The following is a 13,626-nucleotide window of genomic DNA, read 5'->3' as shown; positions in this document are numbered from 1 at the left end:
TTCACCTCCTAGATTGGATTGTATTTACGCCCCGCTCATCGTCTTTCTTATATGCCCAATCCAGCAGCTGCACGGTGTGCACGATCCTTTGATTTCGGCCATACTTTTTGACCCCCACCGCCATTTGCAGCATGCAGCCTGGGTTCCCCATCGAAATCATTTCCACGTCCTCCGGGACATTCTGCATCTTGCTTTCCAAAACAGCGCCGGCCATCTCGGGATTCGTAAGGTTATAAATCCCAGCGCTGCCGCAGCAGCGGTCGGCGTTCGGCATATTCACCATCTCGACCCCCGGGATATCCAGCAAAATCTCGCGCGGCTCCTTACGGATTCCTTGGCCGTGCGCCAAATGGCAAGCGTCGTGATACGTCAATCGAGTTTTGATTTCAGACTTCGGTTTTTCGTAACCTGTGTCGTGAAGGTATTTGGATATGTCCTGCACTTTGGCGGAGAAGGCTTCCGCCTTTTCCTTCCACTCGGGTTCTTCGCGGAATAACTCCGGGTAGTCCTTCAACATGCAGCCGCAGCCGGCGGCATTGACGATCACCCGATCCGCGTCCTTGAACGCCTCGATATTTTGCTTCGCTAATCTTCTGCCGGTTTCCCGGTCGCCCGCGTGAACGTGAAGCGCGCCGCAGCAGGTTTGCTCCTTCGGAATGACGACATGATTGCCGTTCCGAGTCAGTACATTAATGGTTGCTTCATTGATATCGCTAAACATAACGTCCATGATACAGCCAGTTAACATGGCAACTGTATTCTTGACTTTTCCCTTGGCCGGGATCATACCCTTACTTTTATATTTCTTGCGGACAGGCATGCCGATCTTGGGCATGATCGATTCCATCTCGACAAGATGCTTCGGCATGATGCGAAGGAGTCCCGTCGAACGAACAAGCTTTTGCAATCCGCTCTTTTGGTAAAACTTTAAAAGGCCTCCCAACGTCTGCATTCGGGCGGGATGAGGAAATAAACCTTCGAGGAAAGCCTTGCTGACCAGCCCTTTCACGCCCGTTGGCGGCATCGCCTGACGAATTTGACCGCGCGCTTCTTCGATTAAACCGCCTACGTCAACATCGGCCGGGCAAGCGGTCGTGCAGGCGCGGCAATCTAAACACTGGAACACCGGGTCCGCAAACTGTTCATTCACTTCAAGCTTGCCTTCAGCCACCGACTTCATCAGATGAACGCGCCCGCGCGGCGAATGCTGCTCTTGACCCGTAATTTCGTAGGTAGGACATGATTCCAGACACATCCCGCAGTGTACGCAATCAGCCCATTTATTCTCATCCGGAGGGTCGCTCCACAAGTAATTGCTTTTGACGTTCGGGGAACAGGCCGGAATCTGTTTCACCTTCAAATCCCTCCAATATACCTCTTATCGTTCAAGACACGCCGGGGGTCGATCTTGGTCTTAATGCCTTCAAGCAAGAAGAAGGTATCCGGGGTCTCTCCCCAAACGTTAATGTTTCGACGCAGGGATAATGGAATATGCTTTACGATGACGTAACCTTTCAGCTTCCCTACCGCATTGCGCAGCTCCTGGATGGCGGCTTGCACGTCGCCCGCTGCTCCTTTTAACACCGTATGACATAACCCGTGCCCAACGCCGCCGTGCGCATACGCGGTCAAACGATGCCGATCCGCAACCGCCGAGCAATCTTCCAACACTTGAAGTACATCCATATTTTTCACGCCGATTTTTAAAGCAGCCTCGATTTCCGCCGTCGGAGACGGCGCCTCGAGCCCATTAGGAACCATGCTGTACAATTGGTTCCAAAATCGGGCAAGCTCTTCATTCCGCAACACGGTAACATGCGCTGTCTTCGGCACTGCTCGAGTCAATTTCTGTTCCTGATAAACGACGGCGCTCTCTACATCTTCGAAGCTGATGGCAAGCGTCGGCTGTCTTCGGCCGATCAATCGTTCGGCTAACGAAGGATTTAACAATTCGAAAGCAGTCGGTTCCAACATGGAGTCCAGTTGTTCGACCGCGAACGAGCGCAGCTCCTCCGTATGATGGTCTTGGAACGACACTAAAACCAAACTTTCGAATTTCGGTAAAGGCCGCAGCTTGAAGGTAATCTCCGTGATGACGCCAATCGTCCCCATCGACCCAATAAACAATTTATTCATATCATAGCCGGCAACATTTTTAACGACCTTCCCGCCGGTACGAATCACGGTTCCATCGGGGTAAACGACCCGCAGCCCAAGAACGACATCCCGGGCCGAGCCGTACCCAAGGCGCTTCGGACCACTATCATTGGAAGCGATTACTCCGCCAACCGTAGACAAGCGCGGCAGCGCCGGGTCAAGCGATACCTGCTGCCGGTGCTCCCTTAAAAAAGCCTGCAGCTCGTAAAAAGGCGTTCCGGCTTTTACGGTTACGGTCATGTCGCCCACGGTATGCTCTACGATGCCGGTATATTTGGATAACGACAGCAAAATATCGAACGATTCCTTCAATCCGCCGAACCCGCGCTTGGACCCATTGCCTTGCACCGATACCGACTTGCCCCGCTCATGCGCATACTTGAGCAGCGCTGCGATTTCTTCCTCCGATGTCGGATACACATGCACATGACCGCCGTTTCCTAACCAGTCGTTCATCCGGCCGGGTTCCATGGCCAACCCAGGGAACGCGGCTTTCATCTCGGATAACATTGCTCCAACATCCACATTGTACGCCTCCTAATTCATAAATTAGGTAATAGCTGTAAGTTCTTCGTGGGATTGCAGCTCCCGAGGAATCCGTTTGGCTACGCCCGATTTTACTGCTGCCTCCATCACGGCCTCCCTGACGGAAGAAACTACTTTATCGTTGAAAATACTGGGGATGATATAGTGTTCATTCAACTCTGCGTCGGTCACGATCGAGGCGATGGCTCTGGCCGCCGCAAGCTTCATCTCTTCATTGATACGTGTGGCTCGACAATCTAGGGCCCCGCGGAAAATTCCGGGAAAACATAGGACATTGTTGATCTGGTTCGGAAAATCGCTTCTCCCTGTAGCAAGCACGCGAACCAACGGCTCTGCCACTTCCGGGTCGATCTCCGGTTCGGGGTTGGCCATCGCGAACACGATCGGGTCTTTGGCCATCCTTTTGATATCTTCGGCTTTGAGGACTCCGGGACCGGATACGCCTATGAACACATCGGCGCCGGATATGACTTCGCTCAACGATCCCTCCTCATAATCAGGGTTCGTCTTGGAGGCGATCCGATCAAGCGTCGGGTGATCGTAAGTCGTGTTCGGGACGAGCGCTCCGCAGCGGTCAACCGCTACCAAATTGCGCACCCCTGCAACTAGAAGCATTTCTATGCAAGCTGCCCCGGCCGCGCCCACGCCGCAGACGACAACTTTGATATCGCGAATCGACTTCTCTACCAATCTAAGGGCGTTGATCAGTCCGGCAAGCAGGACGACGGCGGTACCGTGCTGGTCGTCGTGAAATACGGGGATATTCAACTCCTCCTGCAATCTGCGTTCGATCTCAAAGCAGCGGGGGGAACTGATATCCTCAAGATTGATCCCGCCGAACGTAGGGGAAATTCCCTTAACGATGTTGATGATTTCCTCCGTATCCTTCGTTTGCAGACAGATCGGGAACGCATCGACGTCGGCCAGCTGTTTAAACAGCATCGCTTTCCCTTCCATAACCGGCATTGCGGCTTCAGGTCCAATGTCGCCTAACCCGAGAACGGCCGTGCCGTCCGTGACGACGGCCACCGTGTTCCGCTTGGAGGTTAAGGTGTACACCTTTGTCGGATCCTCGACGATCGCTGTGCAAACCCTAGCAACGCCTGGAGTGTACACGCGTGAGAGATCCTCGCGATTTTTGATAGGCACCTTAGGGACTACTTGAATTTTACCGCCCAAATGGGCCAAGAAGGTGCTGTCGGAAACATGGATGATGTGTATACCTTCAAGCGATTGTATGGCATGTATCAATTTTTGATGCATTTCTATATTCAATTGAACGGTAATGTCGCGGATCGTCTTGAGCTTCCCGGCTTGAATCACGTCAACCGCAATGATATCGCCGCCGGCACCGTTAATGGCTGTTGCAATTTCGCCGAAGGTGATTTTCGATTTATCAATTTCTACCCGGCAAATAATATTCGTATGAATGGCCATTTTGTGCCCCTCCTGTTTTGTTCATCATAATGAACCACATTCTATATTATGAATTAATTATAATATCACATAGATTGATTCTTCTGTCAATTGCAAAAGTGGAAATCGAAAGCCGGGGTTCCTGAATCTCCCCCGGCTTTCGGCAATCAATCACTTATTTGCGGCTGCCCATGCGTCCAACTGCTTCTAATGCCGGCAGCCTCCATCTTTATGCATCCGGTTGTAACCACCGAAGAACGGTGATGAAGCCGGGGCGGTCCCGCAGGCCGAGATACGATTCGTCCGCTTTCGGGGCCGAGGAGCTCTAGGTCATCGATCTCCTACCACAACGTATGCGCGTGCCGCAGCATCCCGCGAACGACGCTTTCGTCCAGGCCGAGGCCGGGACCGCGGGGCGTCTTCATCACGCCGTCCTGCACCTGCAGCATCGGGTCGAACAAGCCGCCGGTTTCCGCGACGCCCGATTTCAGCTCCTGGAAGGCGCCGAGATTCGGGATGTACGAGGCGAAGTGAAGCATATAGGCGTACCCGAAGCCGCTCGAGATGTGCGGCGTGACGGGGATGCCCTTGAGCGCCGCCATGCGGGCGACGCGGGTCGTCCGGATAAAGCCGCCGTTATATTGCAGATCCGGCTGCATCACCTGCGCCGCGTCGCGCTCGACGATCCAGCGAAACCGGCGCAGGCTCGTCTCTTGTTCGCCGAACGCCAGCGGAATGTCCAGCGCGTTCGCGACGGCGAGCGTTTCCTCGAGATGATCGAATGGACAAGGCTCCTCATAGAAGAAGGCGCCGATGTCCTCGAGCAAATGGCCGTATTCAATGGCGAAGTCTGGGTCGTAGGAGCCGTTCCCGTCGGCGTGGATGGCGATCTCGTCGCCCAGCGTCTTCCGCGCCAAGGCGATCAGCCGCTCCGAACGCCCGCTGATCGAATCCGCATTGCGGCTCATGCGCCCGCCGATCTTGAACTTCACGGCCCGAGCGCCGGTCTCCGCCATCCTGCCCTGCAGCACCTCGATCTCTTCCTCCGGCGTCGTCCCCCGATTCCCGCTGGCGACGTAGATCGGCACTTCGTCCCGAATGACGGCGCCCAACAGATCGCCGATCGGGCGCCCTTCGATCCGTCCGAGCAAATCCAACAAGCTTGCTTCCACCCAAGAGACGCAGCACCAGAACGCGAGACCGGATAGCTTGTAGTTGTTGTCATACCCGTACACGCCGTCGATCAACTGCTCGAGCTGCCGCGCGTCTTTGCCGAGAAAGTACGGAACGATTTGCTCCCGAAGCAAAGGATGCAGGTACGAAGCTCGGTCGCTGGCGACGGCGATCCCTTCGGCGCCGTCCTTCGAGCGGGTCCGAACGAAATACTGCCCGTGGTTGAACAACAGCTCGACGGAAGCGATGACGACGGGCTCGGCGGTCCGGACCCGAAGCACGGGGGCGTTCGCCGCCGCCTCCAACAGCGCTGCGTCGACCCCCTGCCCGACGCACGCGCGAGACGGGTCCAAATACAAATAGGAGAGATCCCGATACATAGGGTTCATGAACGCCATGCCCTCCTTTATTGTTTCAATCGACGTACGATGTCCCGCGACACTTCCAGCGTCGAAGCCGTCCCGCCCAGGTCTCTCGTCTTGACGCCGGCTTCCGTGACGTCCTCGACGACCTGCAGCAGATGCGCGCCCATGTCCGGGTGCCCGAGATGGTCCAGCATCAGCTTGGCCGTCCAGATTTGCCCGATCGGATTGGCGATGCCGAGGCCCGCGATGTCCGGCGCGGAGCCGTGCACCGGCTCGAACATGGACGGATACTTGCCGTTCACGTTCAAGTTCGCGGCCGGCGCGATGCCGATGCCGCCCATGATCGCGGCGCCGATATCGGTTAGAATGTCGCCGAACAGATTGCTGCCGACGATGACGTCGAACGTCTCCGGCTTCGTGACGAGGAACGCCGCCAACGCGTCGACGTGCGCGGAACCGGCCGCGACGTCCGGATACTCGGCGCCGACCTCGCGAAACACTTGATCCCAGAACGGCATAGAGTGGACGATGCCGTTCGACTTGGTCGCGCTTGTGACGCGTCCCCGGCGCTTGCCCGCCAGTTCGAACGCGTACCGAATCGCTTGCTCGGTCCCGCGCCGCGTGAAGATCGCGCTCTGGACGGCTAACTCATCCGCGCCCTTATGAATGCGCCCGCCGATCTCGCTGTATTCCCCTTCGCTGTTCTCCCGTACGACGACGAAGTCGAAATCGTTCGGCTGCCGCAGCGGCGAGGGAAGCCCGCGGAACAACTTCGCGGGGCGCAGATTAATCGCTTGCTCGAATTCGCGCCTGATCGCGATCAATAAGCCCCACAGCGATACATGGTCCGGTACGCGCGCGGGATCGCCGACGGCGCCAAGGAAGATCGCGTCGTAATCTTGCAGCGTCCGCAGTCCGTCGTCCGGCATCATTGTCCCATAGGTCAAGTAATAATCGCAGCTCCACGGGAACGTGTCGTATCGGAAGGCGATGCCGCCGTGCAGCGCGGCGATCGCATCCAGCACCTCGAGCGCGGCGGGAACCACTTCTTTGCCGATGCCGTCGCCGGGGATGACCGCAATGCGGTAGGTGTGCACGAATTCTTCGACTCCTCTCGATTCTAATTCGCTTTATACCGACCCCGATGGTAGTCCTCGCGATACGATCCCGGCGTCGTTCCCGCCAACTTGCGGAACGAGCGGATAAAGTTCTGAGAGTTGTTATAGCCCAGCTTCTCCGCGATCTCGGACACCTTCAGATCGGTCTCTTCCAGCATCTCCTTGGCTTTCTGGATGCGGTATCGCAGCAAATAGTCGCTGAAGCTGATGCCGAGCTCCTGGCGAAGCACCTTGCTGATGTAGCTCGGGTGGTAGTTCAGCGCGTGAGAGCACGATTCCAGCGTAAGATCCGTATCGTAGTCTCGATGAATCATTTCCACGATTTCCTGGGAGATCGTCCGGTGCCGATTCTTCCGCTGCTCCTCGAAGACGCGCATCATCGGTCCGATCAGCTGCCCGGCGAACCAGTCGCGCACGTCTTGGACGGACGCGAGCGCATGCAGCTGCTCGAGCCGCGGCGGTTCCCCGCCGAACGGCTCCAGCTGCGGAACGCCGCTCTCTTGCAGCAGCCGAATGAGGTTTACGAAAAACCGGGTGACGGCAATTTGGTAATCGTTGTAATTATGGTACTGCCCGCCGATGTCCTTGAAGAACGCGTCGAGCAGCGGCGGCAGCCCTTCCCGGTCCGCCATCTTCACCGCATCGAGAATTTGCCGCTCCAAGTCCTTCGGATATTGCGTCGCGACCGCTTGTGCGGGTTGGACGTCCTCGATGCGAAGGATCGTCTTCTGTCCGTACAGCACGCGGTATTTTAGCGCGTCCCTTGCCTCCCGGTATGCGATCTTCGCATCCTTCGGTCCGCTGTACATCCGACTGACGCCGATGCTGACGCGCAGCGCGAGGCAGCTTTCGATGCCCTCTTGAATGCGTTTCGCCAGGGAATAGACGGACGTTCGGAAATCCTCGTTCGCGTTCGGATCGTCGAACACCAGCGTCACTTGGAAGGAGTCCGCCACGATCGGTCGCAGCCGCCGGTGCTCTGGCACGAGATCGCCCACGATGTTATTGATGGCGAAGAGCAGCAGCTCGCTGTCGCCGTCGCTGTACCGGGTCCCCCGCAGCGTGTCGATCTGAATCGTCAGAAGGGCCATATGCTTCCACTTCGTCGCGTCGACCTGCACGAACTCGAGCTTCTCGTAAATTTTCGAAGGCGGGATCTCTCCCCGAATGAGCTTAAGGACGTAGTACTCCTCCAGCTGCCGCGTATGGGACCGAAGGGAATCGGCCATCTCGAGCTGGGTTCTTCGCATGCTGGCGAAGCCCTCATGGATGGCGCGGAATTCGTCGAGCCGCTTCCGTCCTTTGTCCGCATGCACGAACAACGATTGATACAGCCGCTGGATCGGCGTATACATCCGGTGCGAACCGGCGAGCGAAATGGCGACCGCGAACAGCAGCATGGCGATGCTGGCGATCAAGATGAGCGCGCCGGTCTGCCGCGATTCCAACCGGACCAGGTCGATCGGGATGATCGAAATGTAGATCCAGCCGTTGAAGGTCGAACGTTGATACGCCACGCCGACCTGCTTCCCTCCGAAGCTCGTTTCGTACAACCCGGAAGGGTCCTCGGACGCCTTCAGGCGGGCGATCAGCGCATCCAACACTGCCGCATCTCCGATAACGCTTTCATTTTGCGCGGTCAACAGCCGATAATTCTCATCTAGGATGAGGATGTCGCCCAGCGCGTTCTTCTCGATCAAATAATTACGCAGTTGATTCCCGGGGATATCGATAATGAGCATGCCGTTCGGTCGTTCGGCGAAGGCCGGCACCTTCTTGACGAGGCGGATGCTGAACGATGCGTCCCTCCCGCCCTTCAGCACCTCTTCCGTATCAGCGGCCCAAAACTTCGTCCGATCCAGCTCCCGATAGCGGTCAATCGAGACCATCTCCGCCTGGGACAACGGGTTCAGTCCGTCGCTGTTGAGGATGGTGCCTCGATTCAAGTCGATCAAGTGCACGTCGCGAATGCCGATATCCAGTGTCTGCACCTGAGACATCGAACGATGGAGCTGCTGAACAAGCATGAACTTGGACGGCGTAATGCCTTCTTCCAGCGCCTCGGCGACAAACGGGCTTTCGGCCAGCCGTTCGATCTGCAGATCGAGCGCGCCGAGCACCTGCTCGATGCGCAGGTGCGTCTGCTCGAGAAGAAGGATGTTCCCGTGGTTCACCTTCTCTTGCACGGTGCCCGATGTCTTAATGTAGAAGAAGAGGCCTAGCAAAATAATGGGCAATGTGCTGATCCCGACAGTAAAGACGATCATCTTCGTCAGATATTTATTATAGGTAAACATCTATCGATCACCGCCTATGGGGTAGCTGCAATGCCTGCTCTTCCTTATCGGGTAACCTGCAACAGCGCTTCCATCTTCTCGACGTCGACCTCGATGCCGAGTCCTTCCCCAGTCGGCACTACGATCCGCCCGTCGTTCGGCTCGAACGGCGCGCGAAGGAATTGCTCGCGAAGATTGTCTTTCTCGATCGAATATTCGTAGTAGCCCGAACATTCCGGGGTACTCGCCGCAAGATGCAAAGCGGCCGCGAAGCCGATGCCGCGCGTCGTGTTATGCGGCACGTATTGGACGCCGAACGCCCGGCACAGCGCCGCGGCCCGCTTGGCGTTCGACAGCCCCCCGCACTTGATCGGGTCCGCCGCGTACATATGGCATGCCCCGCGCGCGATGAAATCCCGGAACGTATATATATTCCAGTCTTGCTCGCCGACATGGATCGGCACCGGGAGCGAGGCGGCGAGTTTGACATACGCCTCGACGTCGTAATAGGGGCACGGCTCTTCGTAATGATGAATGTCGTATTCCTTGATTTTATCATACAGTTGAACGGCCTGAGCGTATGAATACGAACTATTTCCGTCCACCATCAGCTTCACGTCGGGACCGACGGCTTCGCGGACGGCCTTCACTTTGGCGGCGTCGTCTTCGAGGCGTACCGGCAACCCCGAGCCCATGCGCGGCCCGACCTTGATTTTGACCGCCGGGAACCGGAACCGATCCAGCATCTCCCGCAGCTTCGCGGCTTCCTCCGTCGGCGGCAAATCCCGGCTCATGCTGGAGCCGTATAACGGAACTTCGGCACGATACAATCCTCCGAGCAAATTGTACAGCGGCTGCCTCGCCGCCTTCGCCCGAATGTCCCAGCAAGCGATCTCCACGCCGCTGTACGCCATCGCCAGCAGCTGACCGGACAGCTTGTAATGCTTCGTCAGCACGCGCTCTTCCATCTTCTCGCCGTCGAAGGGACTCATCCCGAGCACCTGCGGCTTCACGACGTTCCGGAGAAGCTGCAGCGTCGTCTCGATTTGCATCGGACTGCATTCTCCGAACCCCGAGATCCCCTCGTCGGTATCCAGCTTAATATACAATAACCCTTTAGCGGAGTAACACGTCAGTTCGGTAATCTTCAAGCTTCATTCCCCCAACCGCGGAAGTACCGGACCGGCGCGAACGCCGATCCGGTCTGCGAACGCACGGCATGTGCCGCGCCGTCAGACGGCCAACCCGTCTCTGCCCTTCTTCCCGACGTCCAGCCGATCTTTGAGCGTCTCTTGGTCGATGTCGCCTTGGAAGAAATCGCTGGCCGCGACGAGATATCCGTAGCCCATGCGCACCGCATGCGCGTAATGGCTGGTCGGCTCCTCTGCGTATGCCGCGTCGATCCGCTCCGGGGATACTTCCTCGCCCCGCCGAAGCGCTTCCGTCACCTGCAGAATCGTGTCTGCTTCGTTGTAGAAATTCGTGTCGACGATAAACCGTTGCACCTTCACCGGATCGGGCGTCAGCGCCGCCTCCGCGTACCGGTGCAGCGGAATGACATGCTCTTGATGCTTTGCATGCAGCTTATCGATCCATTCCTCGGCCGGACCGCCCTCCGAGGCGAACCGGTGCAGGCCGACGAGGTAGCGCTGCCAGACGGAGCGAACCGTCGCCTCGACCGCGGAGACGCGAAGCCCCGCCGCGGCCGGCAAGCTTGCCAGCTCGTTCTCGAAATGCGCCGCCCGGTACGGGAACGGTGTATTCGCGTTCCCCTTGTAGAGCCTGTTGTAGATAAAGCCATCGTGATAGATACTGCAATCGGTCGGGAACTCCCTCGATTCCGGCTCCGCCTCCCGGAAGACGACTTTCATCTGCCGATCGGCCGCCCGGTGGCACAGCCACCCCAGGACGTAAGCCAGCTTGAAGGATAACCGGTCCGCCTCCTTGCGTTCGTCCCAGATGCCTCTGTATTTCTCGAGGAGCGGCACCGTGAATTTATCCCCGGAGCGCGTGACGCTGCCGTACTGCGAGAAACGGATATGCTCGCGTCCCGCTTCCTTGAATGCCTCGCAGATCCGATTCCCGGCGAACATCATGAGGAAACAATCCTCGACGACCGCGGTATGCGTTACGTTTTCAGACATGGCTCATCCTCCGTTCGATCGAATGGTCACTTCTTGTTCGGATCGGCTTGATATTCCTTGTTGAGCTCCTCGAGCACTTGATCCCCGCCGGAGCGGTGCCAGTTCTCCAGAACGGCCTTCCAGCCGGCCTCGTCGATCTCGCCCATGATGTACTTGACGCGCGCGTCGTTAATCAGCTTATCCAGCGCCGTGCGCTTCTCGTCGTACGTCGGGGAATTGTACCCCGCGGCCGGGTTCACGACGAAGACGTCCGGGATCGCAGCGGCTTCCTTCTTCGCCTTCTTGTACTTAGCCGTGTATTTGTCGAGCGTGCCTTCCATGGCGAGGGAGCCGTCGGCAATCTGCATCGCCTGCTGCAGGTGGATGACCTCCGCCGCGTACTTCGCGGATTGCTCCGGCGTGCGTTCCGCCTTGCCGTCCTTCACCGTATAGTGAACGCCTTCGATGCCCCACTCGAAGATGTTCTGCCCTTCCGGCGTGGAGAGCGTATCGAAATATTGCAGAATCCGCTTCAATTCCTCTTCTGTCTTGACGGTTTCCTTCGGAATCAGGAAGCTGCCGGACAATCCGTTGTCCATGAGCAGCTTCTGGCCGTTCGCCCCGTTCAGGATGCTCGACGTGTCGAGCTCCGCGTTCGGGTTCAGCTTGAACAGCTCCGAGTGGCGCGTGATGAAGTCGTTGTCGCCGAGGCGGAAGCCGAACAGCCCCTTGTTGCCGTTGTCGATATTCTGGGTACGCTCCGTGATCGCGAAGTCTTGGTTAATCAGCTTCTCGTCGTACAGCCGTTTGTACCAATTCATCGCGTCGATATACGCCTGGCTTTCGTGCGCGGGGACGATCTTGCCGTCCTTGATTTCCCATACGTTCCCGCCGCCGGTCGCCGCCAAGATGAACTTAAATCCGCGGACGCTCTTCTCCTCGGCGAGACCGATCGTGTCGTGCTGACCGTTCCCGTCGGGGTCCTGCGTCGCGAACGCCTTGATGACTTCGTACATTTCATCGAGCGTCGTCGGCGGCTTCAGTCCCAAATTGTTCAACCAATCCGTGCGGTAAATCATGCCGTCTCCGACCAGCGAACGCGCGCGGTTCAGGCCGTACGTCTTGCCGCCGACCGCCGTGTTCTTCAACACTTGCGGATTGAGCGCCTTCTCGAGATTCGGGAATTCTTTCAGGTACGGGCCAAGTTCCCAGAAATACCCGTCGCGCATGGCGCCCTTCAAATTGGAGTTGAACGGGGTGACGGACGTGAGGATGACCATCGGCATCTGACCAGACGCGATCGTCGCGTTAAACTTCTCGTCGTAGGTGCCGTTCGGCACCCATTGAATTTGAAGGTCCGTGTTCGTCAGCTTCTCGACCTCGGCGATCACCGGATCGTTCTCCTTCGGCGGTTCGGCCAACACGGACAAGTTCATCATGGTAATGACGAACGGTTTGTCCGCCGCCGCTGGCGTATCCGTCCCCGCCGGCGTACCCGTATCGTTCTCCTTCGCGACGGGCGCCGTCCCTCCGCCGTTGCAGCCTGCAAGCGCGATCGCCAGCGACATTCCTGCGACAGACCATTTCATTGCATTCGCGTTCCACATCTTCGCCATCCCCGATCCCTCCTTAATTGGATGCTTCCAAGGTCAGTTCGTCGACGCGGCGAGCGAAGAACGCGTTCGCCTGCTGCAAGCTGCCGACGGCCGCCCGCAGCGCTTGCCCGTATCGGCTTACCGGTTCTGCGGCAAGCGCCGCCTCGCGTTCCTCGGCCGTCGCCGTCCCGCCGCTTCGCAGCGTGTTCGCCAGCGCCACGATCGCGTCGTCCGCCCGGTAGAAATTCTCCTCGAGGACATGCCGCCGTTCCCCGTCCGCGTCGGGCTCCGCGACCGCCTTCGCGAAGCGGCCCATGTAGGCGTCCCATGCCTGCATGCCGGCATACAGCGCGTCGAACCAACCTTCGATGTCGTCGCTGTCCGGCTTGAACGTGTGCATCTCGATGAAGTACCGCTGCTTCAGCACTTCGAACAACTCAACCAGCGCGGCGGCGTCGAGCTTCGCGTCCGGCTTCGCGTAGCGGGCCCGGAACAGGTACGCGTCGCGACACAGCTCCGCTTCTTCCGAAGCCGCGGGCAGCCAGCGATCCGCGGCGCGGTGCGCGAGCCAGCCGAGCGCCGCCGCCAGGACGGACTCCGCTTCGGTCTTCGTCGCCAGCGGCGCGGACCGGAAGCCGACATCCTCTCTCTTCGTTTTATATGTGTCCCAGTGTAAGCGATACCGGTCCAAGTAGGGAAGGGCGAATGCGTCGTCCGCGCTTCGCAGCGCGCCGAACTGCAGGAAGGCCGCATGCGCGCCGGCCGCCTCCGCCAATGCTTCGCTCACGTCGTCCGTCGCGAGCAGAATCGCCGCGCTGTCTTCGATCAATGCGGTACGCGTCAGTTGAATGACCATG

At 58.1% G+C, this 13,626-nt stretch carries 10 protein-coding genes; all 10 read right to left on the bottom strand.

The window, feature by feature from the left end:
* Window position 1: 1 nt before the first annotated feature.
* Entirely contained in the window at window positions 2–1,354 is a 1,353-nt protein-coding gene (locus tag VE009_RS00575; RefSeq protein WP_325005432.1) for a (Fe-S)-binding protein, read from the bottom strand.
* A 2-nt stretch (window positions 1,355–1,356) separates the two neighbouring features.
* A complete protein-coding gene (locus VE009_RS00570; protein ID WP_414694751.1) occupies window positions 1,357–2,655 on the bottom strand; it encodes an FAD-binding oxidoreductase in 1,299 nt (432 codons plus the stop codon).
* 51 nt (window positions 2,656–2,706) lie between these two features.
* Window positions 2,707–4,140: an NAD-dependent malic enzyme gene (locus VE009_RS00565; protein ID WP_325005430.1), complete on the bottom strand. Its 1,434-nt coding sequence runs from the start codon at window positions 4,138–4,140 to the stop codon at window positions 2,707–2,709.
* Window positions 4,141–4,460: 320 nt separating this feature from the next.
* A complete protein-coding gene (locus tag VE009_RS00560) occupies window positions 4,461–5,681 on the bottom strand; it encodes a mandelate racemase/muconate lactonizing enzyme family protein (protein ID WP_325005429.1) in 1,221 nt (406 codons plus the stop codon).
* 17 nt (window positions 5,682–5,698) lie between these two features.
* On the bottom strand, window positions 5,699–6,754 hold the full coding sequence (locus tag VE009_RS00555; protein WP_325005428.1) for a tartrate dehydrogenase: 1,056 nt from the start codon (window positions 6,752–6,754) through the stop codon (window positions 5,699–5,701).
* 23 nt (window positions 6,755–6,777) lie between these two features.
* Window positions 6,778–9,072: a helix-turn-helix domain-containing protein gene (locus VE009_RS00550; RefSeq protein WP_325005427.1), complete on the bottom strand. Its 2,295-nt coding sequence runs from the start codon at window positions 9,070–9,072 to the stop codon at window positions 6,778–6,780.
* 44 nt (window positions 9,073–9,116) lie between these two features.
* The gene (locus tag VE009_RS00545) at window positions 9,117–10,202 is read right to left on the bottom strand and encodes a mandelate racemase/muconate lactonizing enzyme family protein (protein ID WP_325005426.1); all 1,086 of its coding nucleotides are present in this window, start codon (window positions 10,200–10,202) and stop codon (window positions 9,117–9,119) included.
* Window positions 10,203–10,283: 81 nt separating this feature from the next.
* Window positions 10,284–11,195, bottom strand: a complete 912-nt coding sequence (locus VE009_RS00540; protein WP_325005425.1) for a hypothetical protein — start codon at window positions 11,193–11,195, stop codon at window positions 10,284–10,286.
* A gap of 26 nt (window positions 11,196–11,221) precedes the next feature.
* Window positions 11,222–12,790: an extracellular solute-binding protein gene (locus VE009_RS00535; RefSeq protein WP_325005424.1), complete on the bottom strand. Its 1,569-nt coding sequence runs from the start codon at window positions 12,788–12,790 to the stop codon at window positions 11,222–11,224.
* Between the two features lie 13 nt (window positions 12,791–12,803).
* On the bottom strand, window positions 12,804–13,625 hold the full coding sequence (locus VE009_RS00530; protein ID WP_325005423.1) for a hypothetical protein: 822 nt from the start codon (window positions 13,623–13,625) through the stop codon (window positions 12,804–12,806).
* Window position 13,626: the final 1 nt, after the last annotated feature.

Origin of the sequence: Paenibacillus sp. (genome assembly GCF_035645195.1) — a bacterium.
Lineage (GTDB): Bacteria > Bacillota > Bacilli > Paenibacillales > YIM-B00363 > Paenibacillus_AE.
This window is presented reverse-complemented; position numbering and strand designations above follow the sequence as displayed.